The sequence below is a fragment of the Amycolatopsis sp. cmx-11-32 genome, assembly GCF_047608695.1.
In the GTDB taxonomy this organism is placed as follows: Bacteria; Actinomycetota; Actinomycetes; order Mycobacteriales; family Pseudonocardiaceae; genus Amycolatopsis.
The window spans coordinates 59320-73129 of record NZ_JADNQN010000014.1 but is presented as its reverse complement, the minus strand read 5'-3'; the positions used below and the strand labels follow the sequence as shown (position 1 = coordinate 73129).

Here is a 13810-nt window from a genome sequence, read left to right as displayed (position 1 = left end):
TCCGACGAGGCGAGACGGGAGCCGTGCCCGTCGGCTGGGCTCCAAAGCCCGGTCACGGTCACCGCTGCGACGCCGGCGCCTCCGCGCCGTATGGAGAAGAGTGAATCGCCCGGCTTCGCTATTGACCGCGTCCGGTTTGGTTCTGGAGCTGGTCGATCAGCTCTGACGCTTCGGCTTTGCTCAGTGTGTCCGGGACCGTCGTACCCGCCTCCTGGGCGAGGGTGCTCAGATACGAACGCTGAGGCCCGGTCATCGGTTCGTCACCGGTCGCCCACTCCTCACGGGGCTTCTCCGGACTCGGTGTGTCACTCGGCTGCGCGCTGTCGCTCATCTGATGTCCTTCGGGTGAGAAGACAAGGTCGTGCGAGTACTACCCAGCCGAGCGGGAAAACACACCTGCGGGAATGTCAGGCGTCTTGCCGCTTCCGGAGCGGGAGTCCACCACCGGTTTGTGATCCTGGTGTCCAGGATCAGCACCGCACGGTACGGCGGCAATTCGTCGATGTCCGTCACCGCGATCCTTGTCTGGGCTTGCCCAGCTCGGGCGATACCGGGCCGACGGGCTACCGGGGGGCTGCGGTGACCGACGGCGACGACGCCAGAGGGACCAGCAGGCGCGCCGCTCCGGTGCCGTCGGCGGGCACGGACCAGATGTCGCTTTCCTTACCGTTCTCACGCGGCAGGCTGTAGGCGATCGTGTCCTTGTCGAGCCAGACCACCTGGTCGTCCACACTGCGCGTCTCCGCGAGCGGGATCTCCCGCATCGTGGCCAGCTCCAGCACGTGCTCCCGCCAGGGCCGGACGTCGCCGTCCGCCACGCGCTTCTTGAACGCGAGTTTCGTGCCGTCCGGCGACAGCGACGGGCATTCCGCGTTCTCCCGCAGTGTGCTCGCCTTCCATGCCTCGTTGTCACCCCGCACCAGAAACGTCCGCCCGCCGGTGGCGACCGTGGCGAAGAACGTCCGCTCGTCGGCGGCGAAGGTGACACCCCAGTAGTTGACGTCCTCGCCGCGGTGGGACGCGTCCCCGATCCGCAGCGGGATGCCCTCGATGTTGCTCGACAGCTCGTTCCGCTCGCGGTCCATGATGGCCGTCCGAGTCGAGAACGTGCCGGGCTTCGAGTAGGAGTCACCGGTGACGAAGGTGGTCCAGCTGCCCATCCGGCCACCGGGCGAGAGCTTGGCGCGGTTGGGGATTCCGGGGACGTCGACCCGCTTGACCTCGCCGAGCGCGGCGTCGACGAACCGGGCGACCGCGCCGGGCATCGGCGTGGGTTCCTTCGCCAGGCACAGCCCGCCGTCCACCGCGGTGTAGAACCGCTCACAACCGAGTGAACTGATTCGTCGCGGACCCCCTGGTTCGGAGACGGGGACCGAGGCGACGTTGCCGTATCCCGGCCCCGGCGCACCGTTGCGGAACAGCAGCCTCCCCGGCTCTCCCAGCGAGACGGGTCGCGAGGAATCCACCGCGACCGCCGCGTCGGCCGTCTGCCGCTCGGGGCTGTTCGCCTTGGCCTGCACCACGTACACCACCGAGGCGGCGGCCAGTGCGGCGACACCCGCCACCGCCACGACGGACTTCACCGGAAGCTTCACCCGTCTCCTTTCCCCGTCAACGGCAGCCGTACGGGCCTGCTTTGTCGAGCAACTCCCCGTTGGTGCCGATGATCTCCCAGGAATAGGTCTTCCCCTTGAGTACCAGCTTCAGCACCCCGTGCTTGCCCAAGATCTTCTCGACACCTTCACGGGACTTGTAATCGAGGTAAAGGCTGTCGCCGCCGATCCCGGCGATGACCGACCGCACGCCATTGGCCTCGTCGACATGCCCGTTGACGTCCAGCGGCTTCGTGCGCTCGTAATGATGATCGTGCCCGGCGAAGACGACGTCCGCCTTGGCTTTGGCCAGCTCGTTCCACAACGGCGCGATACTCTTCGCGTCTCCGGCATTCCCGGAATTGAACCGCGGATGGTGCCAATATCCGACGACACAGGACTTCTTGGTCTTCGCGAGGTCCTTGCGCAACCACGCCACCTGTTCGGCGCCGCCCCCGTTGTACACCGGGTCCGAATCGAGTGCGACGAAATGGAAGGCGCCGACGTCGAAGCTGTAGTACGGTTTTCCCTTGGGAGTCGCGATCTTCCCGAAGTACTGCCGGTATCCCGCCAGATCGTTGTTCCACTCGTGGTTGCCCGGCGTGGGCTTGGTGATCTTCTTGAACTTGCCCCAGCTCTTGTCGTAATAGGACCGGAACTCCTCGATGGTGCCGTCGACGTATTGATTGTCGCCGACCGTCAGCACGTACCGGGGTTTGATCCTGCTCACCAGCTCCGCCGTCCGCTGGTGCTCCGACGGCAGCTCCGCTTTCGCGATGTCACCGGCGAGGGCGATGACGATGCCATCGGACGCCGCCGGCCGGGTGGATGCCTTCACCGGCAAGGTCGCCCCGGACAGGTTCCCCGCCGCGTCCCGCGCCCGCACCGCGTACTGGAAGTCGAAGCCCGACGCCAGCGACGTGTCGGTGTAGGAGGTCGTCGCCGACCGGCCGATGACGTTGCCGTTGCGCAGCACCTCGTATTCGACGACCCCGACATTGTCGTTCGCCGGGTTCCAGCCGAGCGTGATGCTCTCGGTGGTGGACGACTTCTGCCGGAGCCCGGTGGGCATCGACGGCGGCTGGATGTCGCCATCGCCGGTCCGGACGCCGTAGACCTCCAGTTCCCACAGCGAGTACCCGTAAACGGTCGCCCGTACCGTGCCGAAGATCCGGACGTGTCGCGCGGAGGTGTTCAGGCCGGTGAACTCGTCGAGGCCGCCGTCGCTGCCCACGACGGTCTTGACCTCTCGCCAGTTCTGACCGTCGTCGGACGCCTGGACCTGGTAGTCCTTCGCGTGTGCCGATTCCCAGAAGACCTTGATCCGGCTGAGGTCCGCGGGACCCCCGAGGTCGATCGCGATCCACTGTGGATCGCCCTCCAGGCTCGCCCAGCGAGTCGTCGAATCACCGTCGACGGCGAGCGCACCGCCGAAACTCTCGTTCTCGACCGTGGAAGTGGTGGTGCGTTTGTTGACCGACAGCAGTGATTCCACCTGCCCGGTCGCGGCGCTGGAAGCGGTCACGGGCTGAGCGAGCAGGACGATCGCCGCGATCGCGGCGGTGCCCGGCTTCACCATTCGATTCACCTGTACTCCTGGATGGGCCTACGTGGTCGTGGACTACAGACCGGGTCCGGCGCCGCGTACGGCGCCGGACCACGGCCGTCAGCGGCAGGTGTACGGACCCGCCTTGTCGAGCACCTTCCCGGCGGTGTCGTAGATCTCCCAGGAGTACGACTTTCCGTTCAGCACCAGCTTCATCACGCCGTGCTTGGCGAGGATCTTCTCGACCCCTTCGCGCGCCTTGTAGTCGGTGTAGAGGTAGTCGCCGCCGATGCCGGCGATCACCGACCGAACGCCGTTGGCCTCGTCGACATGCCCGTTGATGTCCAGCGGTTTTGTCCGCTCGTAATGATGGTCGTGCCCGGTGAACACCACGTCCGCCTTCGCCCTGGCCAGCTCGTTCCACAGAGGCGCCATCTGCTTCTTGTCGCCGGAATTCCCCGAGTTGAAGCGCGGGTGGTGCCAGTACCCGATGACGCAGGACTTCATGTTCTTTGCCAAGTCGTCGCGCAGCCAGGCCACCTGTTCGGAACCACCGCCGGTGTAGATCGGATTCGAGTCCATCGCGACGAAGTGGAAGTCACCGATGTCGTAGCTGTAGTACGGCAAGCCCTGCGGGTACGCGATCGCGCCGAAGTACTCCTTGTACCCCCTGAGCTGGTCGTCCCACTCGTGGTTGCCCGCCGTGGGCTTGGTGGTGCTCTTGAACTTGCCCCACGTCTTGTCGTAGTGGGCGCGGTACTCGGAGATGGTGCCCTTGTGGTACTGGTTGTCGCCAACGGTCAGCACGTACCGCGGGTTGATCCTGGCGACCTGGTTCGCCGTCCCCTGGTGCGTAGAGAAGAGTTCGGGGTTGGCGATGTCACCCGCCAGTGCGATGGTGACGGGGCCGGTGCCGCCGGGTTTGGTCGCGGCCCTGATCACCGGACTCGCCGCGGAGACGTTGCCCGCCGCGTCCCGTGCTCGCACGGAGTAGCCGAACTCCGCTCCGGACGCCAGCCCGCTGTCGGCGTAAGTGGTCGTCCCCGTGGTTCCGACGACATTCCCGTCGCGGAGCACCTCGTACTCGGTGACCCTGACATTGTCGGTCGACGCGGTCCAGCCGAGGGTGACGCTGTCCGCGGTGGTGGCTGTCGCGGCGAGGCCCGTGGGCACCGTCGGTGCCTGCGTGTCGCCGCCGCCGACGCGGTCACCGTAGATTTCCAGCGCCCACAACGAGTAGCCGTAGGTCGTGCCGCGGGCCGTACCGTGCACGCGGAGGTGGCGCGCCGAAGTTTCGAGGCCCGAATGTTCGTCGACGGCGCCGTCACCACCGGTGACCGACTTGATGTCGGTCCAGGTCCTGCCGTCGGCCGAGCCCTGGATCTTGTAGGTCTTGGCGTAGGCGGCTTCCCAGGTCAGTTTGACCTTGGTGATGGTCGCGGCACCGCCGAGGTCCACGGCGATCCACTGCGGATCGACCCCCTCCTCGCTCGCCCACCTGGTCGTGGAGGCGCCGTCGACGGCCTTGCCGCCCTCGAAGCCGGGGCCCTCGACCGACGAGGTCGTGGTCGGTTTACCGGCGGACAGCAGGGATTCCGCCTGCGCGGCGGTACCCGAAGAGATCAGTGTCTGCCCCAGCAGCGCCAGGGTCGCCACCGCGACACCGGCCAGGGGTGTTCTCCGTTTCATGCGAACTCCTCGACGTTGCGGAGTCGGCGAGTACCGGCGGTGGCGGCGTCGGATCGGCCGGAGTCGCTTAGTTAAGTAAGTTTCCTAACGATAGGAGTGTAGAAGGTTGCCAAACTCCCAGTCAACGGGTGATCGCGCCGTGTCCGGCATCATTTGATGGCAGGATCGCCGCGGTCAAGAGTACGAGCGAGCCGTGGTGATGCTGGATCGGCGTTGTGCGACGTCGTCATGCACGACGCCGCGGAGCGTCACCGGCGGCCCCAGGGATCGCCGAACGTGCGGAGAGCGTTGGCGCCGCCGTCCCGCCGATGGCTCCGGACGTGTCCCGAGGTCGACTCGCCGGGCGCCCCGCCGCGTCGGTACGGCGACGGTTGGTGCTCACGAAATCCCGAGCAATGCCGCGACAGCCTCGCGTGCCTGATGCGCCGGCGCCGGGTCGCCGGTGATGCCCGCCGTCACGATGGCTCCCTCGGCGAGCAGGTAGACCGGTTCGGTCGCCGCCCGCCCGGCGGCCCGCACCCAGGTCTCGATCTGGTCATGGAACGCCTGTTTGTGTGCTCGCACTTCGGCCAGTACCGCCTCGGACGAGGGGCCGAATTCACCATGGGCGTTGATCCAGGCGCAACCGCGGAAACCGGGTTCGGCGAACCATTCGGCAAGCCAGTCGAAGATCGAGAGCACCCGCTCACGGGGATCCACGACTTGTTCCACGTGTGCGGCCAGGCCGCCCCTCCAGCGCTGGTCACGACGTTTGAGCATCGCCACCACGAGGTCTTCCTTGGCTTCGAAGAACCGGTAGATCCGCTTCAGTGAGAGGCCGGACGTCGCGCGGACCTGGTCCATGCCGACTGCCTGAATGCCGTTCTCGTAGAAGAGATTCTCAGCGGCGTCGAGTAGGGCGTCGCGGTCCAAGCTGTTCTGCTCGTCGGTGACGGCGGCCGGCATCGAAACCTCCTTGACGTTGAGAACGATCGTTCCCTATCGTAGGCGCCAGACATGGAGAACGCACGTTCTCCACATGAGGAGGTCGACGATGTCCGAAGATCGCCCGCCCTACCCGCCGTTCACCCGCGAGACGGCGCTGCGGAAAGTCCAAGCGGCCGAGGATGCCTGGAACACCGGCGATCCCCGCCGAGTGGCGTCGGCGTACACGCCGGACTCGGTCTGGCGGAACCGGGACACGTTCGCCCAAGGGCGGGAGGAGATCGTCACGTTCCTGACCGGGAAGTGGGAGCGGGAACTCGATTACGCGCTGCGCAAGAACCTCTGGGCGTTCACCGAGAACCGGATCGCCGTCCGGTTCCAGTACGAATGGCGCGACCAGGACGGACAGTGGTGGCGCAGCTACGGCAACGAACTGTGGGAGTTCGACGAGCACGGTCTCATGAGCCGCCGTGAGGCGAGCATCAACGACGTCGCCATCCCCGAGACCGAGCGGCGCATCCACGGCCCGCGCCCGCGGGAGGAACACGGAACCGACTTCCCGCTCCGCTAGCTCAAGTCGGCTGAGTCGACGCGGATTCCTCGCTGAACACACCACGCGGGACGTTGTCACCGCCTAGGATCGACCGCGCGTAGTCCGGGGTCTCGATCTCCGGCGGAAACTGTGAAAGGGCAGGCATGTCACCCCTTGCGTTCACGACCATCGAGACCATCCCACGAGTGTTGTTGCTCGTGGTGGGCCTGCTTGGCCTGATCTTCTCGATCAAGGGACGCTCCAAGGGAGTCTCCGGCCTGATGGTGGGCGCTTTCGTGGTCATGATCGTCACGACGGCGGCAGGCATCGTCTGGCAGTTCGTGTTGTTGAACGTGCCGTCCTGGAGCACGTCCAACGACCTCTCCTTCGACGAGATCCGCTGGATCTTCATGGGAGTCGGCATCCCGCTCGACGCTGCCGCGGTGCTCTCCTGGCTCCTGGTCGCGATCGCGGTCGTCAAGGCCGGCCGTCCACCTCGGCGACCCGGCTTCGCGCCGCACCCTGGACCCGCCGACTATCCGACGGCCGCGCAGCCGGGTTTCCTGAGCCACCCACCGACTCAGCAACCACCGAGCTAACGCAGCGAAGTTCTCAGTGATCCGTCCGGTTGAGAACTCGCTGACGAGGTGCTCGGCGGCGAACACACCGCCCTCACTCCGCCGGTGGGCCGATCCGGGTAGCTGTCACGAACGGCGAAGGTCACTTCACCGACCAAGGCCCGAGCCGCACCTAGAGCACTGTGCAACGTGTCGATGTCACATTCCGTTCCGCGCTCCCGGAGCTCGATCAGGGAAACGGCACACGTGAGAGCGCTGTCCACCGCGGCCATGAGCGGATCACCGGGCACTCGCAGCACGCCACGGGCTCGTTCGACCGCGTCGACGGCTCGCCCTACCGCGGAACCGATCTCGACGAGCTTCTCCTGCCGCCACGCCGATCTGTCCGGTTGACTGTTCACCATCACACCCCCACCAATGCCATGACTCCGAGACCCAGCAAGATCACTCCCACCACCGAATCCAACGACCTTCTGACCCGCGGTCGATTCAGGATCGGATGGAGACTTCCGGCCGCGAACGCGAACCCGAACAACCACAGGGCGCTCACCGTGACGTAGATGGCGAAAAGCATCAATTCGTCACCCACGCTCGACGTGGCCGAGGCCGGGAGGAACTGCGGAAGAATCGCCAGATAGAACAGACCAGCCTTCGGGTTCAGGCAATTCACGAGCAGTCCGCGCAGGAAGAAACCCGTGCGCCCGCGATCGTCGTGCTTCGGTGCGGCAGACGCCGCAGATATCGCGGAACGCAACGCCATGATCCCGAGCCAGATCAGATACGCGGCGCCGACCACGGAAACGACCCGAAAGGCCACGCTGTCGTTGACCAACAGAGCCGACAGCCCCACCATCGACGCGATACCCCACAGTGCGATGCCGAGCACGACTCCACCGGCGGTGCGCACCGCCGCGGGGCGCCCGGAGGCGGCACTCGTCTGAAGCAGCAGTGCTTGGTCCGGCCCCGGTACGATGACGACGGCCGCGGCCGTGAATGAAAGCATAGTAAGTATAGTCAAACGAACTCCCCCACATTGTTCACCCGCGAACTGTCCGCAGGCCTGATTCTATGATTCGCGGTAAACCCACTCCAAGATGCCGACCGCGCTGCCGTATTTCATGCGCGCCTGTTCCCAGGCGATCGATCGGTCCCCGTCGAGCACCGACCCCTTGACCTCGTCGCCGCGGTGCGCCGGCAAGTCGTGCATGAACACCGCCTTCGGCCGGCGGGACATGACTTCGTCGTCCACATAGAACGGACGAAAATCCTCCCGCCAGTCCGCGTTCGGTTTCGCCGTACCCGTGGTCTGCCAACGAGTCGTGTAGACCGACGTCTGGGCCTTGTTCTGCGCGATCGGCTCGTTGCGGGCGATGGGCGCGGACACCGGCCCGCATGCCGGTCCGGTGCTGCGCAGGCTGCGCGCGATGACCTGCCCCTCCGGTGGCTTCACCTATCGCGAACCCGACCGAGCCGGGGACGCGCTGAGCACCGCGGCCACCGCGTTGCTGTCGGCGGCCGACGACCCGCGGCAAGGCCAGTGGCGTACCTGGCTGCCAGGGTGCCGTCTGCCGAACGAGGGCGGAATCATGTACATGCCCGCCCGTGGCAGCGAAGTGCGGTGCACCCTGTGGGCTCTCGCCGCCGGCGCGGCGGACGTCGACCCCGCCGCGCCTCGCGAGATCGCGAACTGGCTGAAAGATCTGCAGAACCCGGGCGGCGGTTTCGGCTACTGGGAAGGCCGGGGATCGGATCTGGTCTCCACCGCGGCGGCGGTGGAGACCTTACGGCTGCTCGGGATTCCGGTCTCCGAAGTACTGGATCCCGCGCGGCTCGCGGAATTCGTACTGGGCTGCCGTGACGAGCAGAGCTATCGGCACGTGCCGGGGGCGCCTCCCACGCTCCGCACCGGGCTGCAGCGTTACGGGTCCGGGAACAACTGGGCGAGCCCGTGCCCGGCGAACTCGCCTGCCTGCTCGAGCGGCACCGGGTGGCCAGTGGCGGATTCGCCAACGAGGGTTCGCGTATGCCGGATCTGCTCAGCACCTACGAAGCGGTGGTGACCGCTGACCGTCAGCGTATTCCGGTGGAATTCCCGCGGCTGACCGTCTTCCTCGACCGGATCGGCAGGCCGGAGGGCACCGCGTGGACACCGCTCACACCGACCGGCGGTGGGGTGCTGGCCGACTGTCTCGGTGTGGCACGACGAAGGGCATGCGGTACCCGGAACACGCCATGCACATGAACGGCCTTTGACGGGCTTGGGAACTCGGTCGCGGCGGCGGCGCAGAGCCGCGTGAGGCGGGTTTCGACCACACCGCCGACGCCCTCGGCTTCGGCGATGCCGGTTACCCCGCCCAGACGGGCGAGTCTTGAACCATCCCGGTCAAGCACCGCTTCCGGCGCGGGCGGTTCTGGCCGCTTCCCAACCCCGCCTGCGAGCGTCTTCGGCAGCGGCTGCCCTGGTCACGGGGCGACGATTTGGACAGTTCTAGGCCGAAGTCAGCTCCGCCGCCAGTGCCGCGTGGCGACGCACAGGCGACCAGAAGGGCAGGAACCACTGCCCTTGTGCCGGAACAACCGCCCACGCCCTCACCGGCGCGAAGTGCGACGCTCCACATACAGCGAAAACCGAAGAACAACAAAGGAGTCGAGCAAACCATGCGCAAGCTATTGACAGCGATCGCCCTGCTCGCGGGCTGTCTTGCCGTCGGGACGACACCGGCCGACGCCGCCCAGACCCGCGCGACGGCACTGGCGGACTGCCACGTCGCGAACGTGCAGTTCACCTTCGACAACTGGGGCTCCACAGGGGGCTTCCATGCCTACTGCGGCCATAACCGGCACGTCTGGGCCGTCACCGCGTTCTACGACTCCGCCGGAGCACAGATCGCGGGCGGCAGCGGCTACAGCCTCGTCGCCGCCAACGGCCAGTGGCACTGGTTACACGCGAACACCAACTGGGGCGGCCTCTGGAAACCGGTGTACACCGGCTGCATCTGGATCACTCAGGACAACCCCTCCCCCGGTGGCACCTTTCTGTACAGCTACTGCAGAAACAAGTAGCTGACAACAACGTCCGGAGACAGGAAAGGAACGGTCATGCCATCATGACACGATCGGCGGTCGCCGCCGGTTTCGCGGCACTCTCGATACTCGGCATCTGGGCCACCGCCGGAGCGATGCCGAATCCGGCCGCGGCTACGAACACGCAGCCGGTATCGACCCCCGCAGTCGCGGACTGGACGTTCTACGACTACTACCCGAAAAAGGTACAGTGCGCCGACGCCGGGAAAACGGTAAAGCCATCGGCCTGTGGAACGAATACGAATGCCGGTTCATCCTGATCGGGTACGACTTGCACTACCGGTGACGCCGATTGTTGCTCACCGCGGAACTCGCTGCTCCGCGATGAGCCAGGTCAGAGCCGGCAGGACACGTGATCCGGGTCAGCCGGTGACCCGGGCCCGAGCATCGAAACCCGATCGATCCAAGGCGCGCCGGTAAGCGAATTCAGCTCAAGTCGTCCAGCCCGCGCTGCCACCGTTGCCGCCGCTCCGCGGAATCCTGGTCCCACCATGGAGTACCTCGCTCACCCAAGGCGACCTTGGCGGTGTGCACCCGCGCCCGGGCGTCTTGTTCCGCTTCGGAGTCCTGAGCACGGCGGGCCGCGCCAACGTCTCGCCGAGCCCGCATCAGCAGACTGCGCAACCGAGCCGCCGCTTCGTCCGGGATCTCCGGATCGGTGGCTCGCCAGCGCCGGCCGTCGATCACCACGAAGTGCCCGTCGGGCGTGCGATCCGGCTCAGCCATTCGCGTGCCCCGTCAGCCGGATCCTGATCGGCCCCTCCCACTCGCCATCCGGATCGAGCGACCGGCCACGCTGGGTCAGGCGCACATCACCGGCCCGCGCGAGTTCCCGTGCCAGTTCCCGAGCCCCCGGCAGCAGCGGGCGCCAGTCATCCGCCAGTGCCCTGGCCGCGTCGGAAGGACAGGTGCTGCTGCCTGTACCTCGACTGAAAGCCAAGGCGAGGATCGCGGCCCGCAGCCGTTCTCGAAGCGGCCCGGCACTCAACGCGGTCCGGGAATGCTCCGCGCCCGGTCCGGCACTCTCCCGGATCCGCTCCAGCTCTCGTCGTGGCCCTGGCCGATCGGTCATACCGCCAGGATCGCACCGATCCGACCACCTTGCCGCACGCGTGGCCACCTCCCGCCGTGACTGACCCGAGTATCGCGACTCCATCCGGGTGACGAGGCTTGTCGAGCGGCAACGACCTCGTCGGTGAGTGCGTGAATCCGATGGCGAGTTCGGATCGGCCGGACTCGCTACCGTGAGGGAGGACTTGATGAGGACCAGTCGACCAACAGGGCGCGCAGGAGCCGGGACAAGAGCAGCCGCGGCGGCGGTGATGACGATCGCCGCGGGGCTGCTGGTAACGACGGCACCAGCCGCATCCGCGTCGGCCCAGGCCATCCCACCTGACTGCAGGGTGTGGCGGAGTACGGGCTCCTGGGCGGTTTCGTCGAAGTGCACCCAACGCGCACACCGAGCCGCGGCGGAGTGCCGCACTTACACCCAACCCACCTACCGGTGGTATTTCGGCGCATGGGCCAACAAGAACGAGGAATCGAAGGTGAACTGCCCCCAGGACACCACGGGTCTGCGAGGGATGAGCGTGGACTACCCGGACTGATCACGAGCGCTGGGGACATGTAGACGCTCACCGTCGAGCCAGTGTCTTCCGGCACGGCCTGTCCCCTCGGCGTGTACACCGAGGGGACAGGCCGACTTCACTACCGTCCTACCGAACAAAGAACGGGCCGACAGGCACCTTCGGCTTGGCCTGAGCCGACTCCGGCTTAGGTGCAGGCTCGACTGCGGCACAGGTGGTGCCGTTCGGTGGCAGCTTCAGCGACACGAGGTACTGGTCGTTGATCGCGCGGGTGCACTCGCTGCGGTCGTAAACGCCGTGGCCCCAGCCTTCGTAGGTGACGAAGACGGTGGTGTCACGGGACTGCCGGTGCGCGTTGACCGCCCATTCGTACACCGTCGCCGGGTCGTGCTTGGCGTTGGTCAGCAGGATCTTCGGCGCGTTGCGGATGTTCAGTGGCCGCTGCGGGTTGGTGGCCTTCGGGAAGCCGATACACCCCATGACGGCGCTGTGGCCGATCGCCGAGCCGCGGGTGTTCGGCGCGATGCCGTTCTCCAGGTTCACCAGCGACTTGTACTCGCGATAGGAGCCGATCCGGAGGTTGTAGTCGTTGCAGAAGATGCCAGGGAACGGGTTGGGCACCGTCTCCCCCGCCGCGAACGCCGACGCCGGCACCGGTAGGCCGTCCACGATCTTCTTGATCTGCTCGGCGTACGACTGCCAGCCAGGCCCGTAGGCCATGCCGACCACCCCTTGTCCGAGGTCCTCCGGCGTCAACTTGACGTTCGGGTCCCACGGCGCGAGCACCTCACCTCGCTCCGCCTTCGCCAGCAGGTCCTTCCAGATCTTGCGGAAATCCTGGCCGTGGAACGGCGACGACGGGGTGCGGTCGTTCCACTTCATCCACTCCTGGAACGAGTCCTCCGCACCACGCGCTTCCGACGCGACGAACTGCTTCGTGCCAAGGCTGTGATCCATGTTGGAGTCGATGATCATGGCGCGGATGTTCTTACCGTACCGCTCCGCGTAGTGCTGACCCATGATCGTGCCGTACGAGATGCCGTAGTAGTTGATCTTCCTCTCGCCGAGGGCCCGGCGGATCGAGTCGATGTCGTGCGCCACGTCGGCGGTCGACGCGTGGTCGAAGATCGGACCGGACTGCTTGCGGCAGTCCTCACGCAACTCCTTGTTGAACGCGACCAGCTGGTCGTATTCGGCCACGTTCTTCGGGTAGCTCGACGGCTGCTCGCGGATCAGGTCGGCCGAACACTTGATCGGCCGGCTGCGCGCGACGCCACGCGGGTCGAAGCCCACGACGTCGAACTTCTCCGAAATCTCCTTGCTGAAGTAACGGTTGGCCGATACCGCGAAGTCGACGCCCGAACCGCCAGGGCCGCCAGGGTTGATCACCATCGCGCCGATCCGCTTCGATGGATCGGTGGCCTTACGACGAGCCACGGCCAGGCCGAACTTCTCCCCGTTCGGCTTGGTGTAGTCGATCGGCAGCGTGAGGGTGCCGCATTCGACGTCCGGCGCCTCCGCGCACGGCTTCCATTCGATCGGCGCGACCGCGTACTCCGGCTGCCCTTCCGGAGTCGCGGTCGCGACAGAACTTCCACTCAGTACCAACGCAGAACTCGCGAGCGCGGTCCCGAGGACACGCACCATCTGCTGCATGGATTTCCTCCCTAGGTCCCCATGGGTCAAAGGAGGAAACTTCCACGATCGAGTGACGGAGACAACCGTCTGAGGTAGCACACCGAATCAGACTGCGGTCGGACAACCACCATCGGTCAGTGTGATTGCCTACTCCGTTCGGAGGGCGGCGGGATGAGTGGTGGGACCGCGGGCAGGCGGTGGTTACGCGTGGCTGTCTGAACGCGGCGTTGGGGACATCAGCCCGCCGGAAATGAGGTGTGCTGCGGGATCTCGGCGGCGCACCTGGTCCGGTCGGTTATTCAGTGGCGTGGAGGCGGGTGTTCTGGCGTTGGGATTCGTGGAGTTGGTCTTCGAGGGAGATGATGCGGCAGGCGGCGTCGACGGCTGTGCCTTGGTCGACCAAATCCCGGACGCGCGCGGCGAGGCGCAGCTGGTGGCGGGAGTAGCGGCGGTGTCCGCCTGTCGAGCGCTGTGGCGCGATCAGTCCGGCTTCGTCGAGGCTGCGCAGGAAGTTCTGGGTAGCGCCCAGCATTTCCGCGGCCCGGCCCATCGTATAAGCGGGGTAATGGTCGTCATCGAACTTGTCGGCCCCGCCCGGATCAGGAGCGGGGGTCTCGCGTTGGTCAGGAATCATTCCACCT

Annotated in this window: 16 protein-coding genes; 5 read left to right on the top strand and 11 right to left on the bottom strand. The window is 66.3% G+C overall.

The genetic code is table 11. The features are described from left to right. Nucleotides 1-118: 118 nt before the first annotated feature. The 5 genes from ACM6LR_RS32570 to ACM6LR_RS32550 form a co-directional block, all read right to left on the bottom strand. A complete protein-coding gene (locus ACM6LR_RS32570) occupies nt 119-331 on the bottom strand; it encodes a DUF3072 domain-containing protein (RefSeq protein WP_414937908.1) in 213 nt (70 codons plus the stop codon). Nucleotides 332-563: 232 nt separating this feature from the next. Continuing rightward, a complete protein-coding gene (locus ACM6LR_RS32565; RefSeq protein WP_414945159.1) occupies nt 564-1595 on the bottom strand; it encodes a hypothetical protein in 1032 nt (343 codons plus the stop codon). A gap of 16 nt (nt 1596-1611) precedes the next feature. After that, nucleotides 1612-3171 carry a discoidin domain-containing protein gene (locus ACM6LR_RS32560; RefSeq protein ID WP_414937977.1) on the bottom strand — a complete coding sequence of 520 codons (1560 nt, stop codon included), beginning with the start codon at nt 3169-3171 and terminating at the stop codon, nt 1612-1614. Nucleotides 3172-3258: 87 nt separating this feature from the next. Then, nucleotides 3259-4827, bottom strand: a complete 1569-nt coding sequence (locus ACM6LR_RS32555) for a discoidin domain-containing protein (RefSeq protein ID WP_414937906.1) — start codon at nt 4825-4827, stop codon at nt 3259-3261. A gap of 378 nt (nt 4828-5205) precedes the next feature. Then, nucleotides 5206-5772 (bottom strand): TetR/AcrR family transcriptional regulator, encoded by a 567-nt coding sequence (locus ACM6LR_RS32550; protein WP_414937905.1) that lies wholly within the window; start codon nt 5770-5772, stop codon nt 5206-5208. Nucleotides 5773-5860: 88 nt separating this feature from the next. Here ACM6LR_RS32550 and ACM6LR_RS32545 point away from each other — a divergent pair, with 88 nt between their 5' ends. Continuing rightward, a complete protein-coding gene (locus tag ACM6LR_RS32545; protein ID WP_414937904.1) occupies nt 5861-6322 on the top strand; it encodes a nuclear transport factor 2 family protein in 462 nt (153 codons plus the stop codon). Nucleotides 6323-6489: 167 nt separating this feature from the next. Then, nucleotides 6490-6882: a hypothetical protein gene (locus ACM6LR_RS32540; protein WP_414945158.1), complete on the top strand. Its 393-nt coding sequence runs from the start codon at nt 6490-6492 to the stop codon at nt 6880-6882. Between the two features lie 382 nt (nt 6883-7264). Here ACM6LR_RS32540 and ACM6LR_RS32535 read toward each other — a convergent pair whose 3' ends face one another. Next, nucleotides 7265-7864, bottom strand: coding sequence for a LysE family translocator (locus ACM6LR_RS32535; RefSeq protein WP_414945157.1), 600 nt, complete (start codon nt 7862-7864; stop codon nt 7265-7267). Between the two features lie 63 nt (nt 7865-7927). Next, complete coding sequence (locus tag ACM6LR_RS32530; protein ID WP_414937901.1) at nt 7928-8245, bottom strand: hypothetical protein; 318 nt, start codon at nt 8243-8245, stop codon at nt 7928-7930. Between ACM6LR_RS32530 and ACM6LR_RS32525 the strand changes: the two genes are divergently transcribed. The 3 genes from ACM6LR_RS32525 (at nt 8232) to ACM6LR_RS32515 (ending at nt 9924) form a co-directional block, all read left to right on the top strand. Beyond that, nucleotides 8232-8921 carry a prenyltransferase/squalene oxidase repeat-containing protein gene (locus tag ACM6LR_RS32525; RefSeq protein ID WP_414945156.1) on the top strand — a complete coding sequence of 230 codons (690 nt, stop codon included), beginning with the start codon at nt 8232-8234 and terminating at the stop codon, nt 8919-8921. The two genes, ACM6LR_RS32530 and ACM6LR_RS32525, sit on opposite strands and share 14 nt — an antisense overlap. Continuing rightward, nucleotides 8885-9103 carry a hypothetical protein gene (locus ACM6LR_RS32520; protein ID WP_414945155.1) on the top strand — a complete coding sequence of 73 codons (219 nt, stop codon included), beginning with the start codon at nt 8885-8887 and terminating at the stop codon, nt 9101-9103. Before ACM6LR_RS32525 ends, ACM6LR_RS32520 begins: the two co-directional genes overlap by 37 nt. 416 nt (nt 9104-9519) lie before the next feature. After that, a complete protein-coding gene (locus tag ACM6LR_RS32515) occupies nt 9520-9924 on the top strand; it encodes a hypothetical protein (protein ID WP_414937898.1) in 405 nt (134 codons plus the stop codon). 447 nt (nt 9925-10371) lie between these two features. Here the strand turns inward: ACM6LR_RS32515 and ACM6LR_RS32510 are convergent, their stop codons facing one another. The 4 genes from ACM6LR_RS32510 to ACM6LR_RS32495 form a co-directional block, all read right to left on the bottom strand. After that, the gene (locus tag ACM6LR_RS32510) at nt 10372-10671 is read right to left on the bottom strand and encodes a hypothetical protein (protein ID WP_414937896.1); all 300 of its coding nucleotides are present in this window, start codon (nt 10669-10671) and stop codon (nt 10372-10374) included. Continuing rightward, nucleotides 10664-11017: a DUF3253 domain-containing protein gene (locus ACM6LR_RS32505; protein WP_414937895.1), complete on the bottom strand. Its 354-nt coding sequence runs from the start codon at nt 11015-11017 to the stop codon at nt 10664-10666. Before ACM6LR_RS32505 ends, ACM6LR_RS32510 begins: the two co-directional genes overlap by 8 nt. A gap of 643 nt (nt 11018-11660) precedes the next feature. After that, nucleotides 11661-13187, bottom strand: a complete 1527-nt coding sequence (locus tag ACM6LR_RS32500) for an alpha/beta hydrolase (RefSeq protein WP_414945154.1) — start codon at nt 13185-13187, stop codon at nt 11661-11663. Between the two features lie 277 nt (nt 13188-13464). Continuing rightward, nucleotides 13465-13803: a MerR family transcriptional regulator gene (locus ACM6LR_RS32495; protein ID WP_414937893.1), complete on the bottom strand. Its 339-nt coding sequence runs from the start codon at nt 13801-13803 to the stop codon at nt 13465-13467. Between the last annotated feature and the right edge of the window lie 7 nt (nt 13804-13810).

Bases quoted from the DNA above. Each gene is read 5' to 3' on its own strand.
- ACM6LR_RS32535 (WP_414945157.1), bottom strand. From the start codon at position 7,864: ATGCTTTCATTCACGGCCGCGGCCGTCGTCATCGTACCGGGGCCGGAC.
- ACM6LR_RS32550 (WP_414937905.1), bottom strand. From the start codon at position 5,772: ATGCCGGCCGCCGTCACCGACGAGCAGAACAGCTTGGACCGCGACGCC.
- ACM6LR_RS32555 (WP_414937906.1), bottom strand. From the start codon at position 4,827: ATGAAACGGAGAACACCCCTGGCCGGTGTCGCGGTGGCGACCCTGGCG.
- ACM6LR_RS32510 (WP_414937896.1), bottom strand. From the start codon at position 10,671: ATGGCTGAGCCGGATCGCACGCCCGACGGGCACTTCGTGGTGATCGAC.
- ACM6LR_RS32520 (WP_414945155.1), top strand. From the start codon at position 8,885: ATGCCGGATCTGCTCAGCACCTACGAAGCGGTGGTGACCGCTGACCGT.
- ACM6LR_RS32570 (WP_414937908.1), bottom strand. From the start codon at position 331: ATGAGCGACAGCGCGCAGCCGAGTGACACACCGAGTCCGGAGAAGCCC.
- ACM6LR_RS32500 (WP_414945154.1), bottom strand. From the start codon at position 13,187: ATGCAGCAGATGGTGCGTGTCCTCGGGACCGCGCTCGCGAGTTCTGCG.
- ACM6LR_RS32495 (WP_414937893.1), bottom strand. From the start codon at position 13,803: ATGATTCCTGACCAACGCGAGACCCCCGCTCCTGATCCGGGCGGGGCC.
- ACM6LR_RS32515 (WP_414937898.1), top strand. From the start codon at position 9,520: ATGCGCAAGCTATTGACAGCGATCGCCCTGCTCGCGGGCTGTCTTGCC.
- ACM6LR_RS32545 (WP_414937904.1), top strand. From the start codon at position 5,861: ATGTCCGAAGATCGCCCGCCCTACCCGCCGTTCACCCGCGAGACGGCG.
- ACM6LR_RS32505 (WP_414937895.1), bottom strand. From the start codon at position 11,017: ATGACCGATCGGCCAGGGCCACGACGAGAGCTGGAGCGGATCCGGGAG.
- ACM6LR_RS32560 (WP_414937977.1), bottom strand. From the start codon at position 3,171: ATGGTGAAGCCGGGCACCGCCGCGATCGCGGCGATCGTCCTGCTCGCT.
- ACM6LR_RS32525 (WP_414945156.1), top strand. From the start codon at position 8,232: ATGGGCGCGGACACCGGCCCGCATGCCGGTCCGGTGCTGCGCAGGCTG.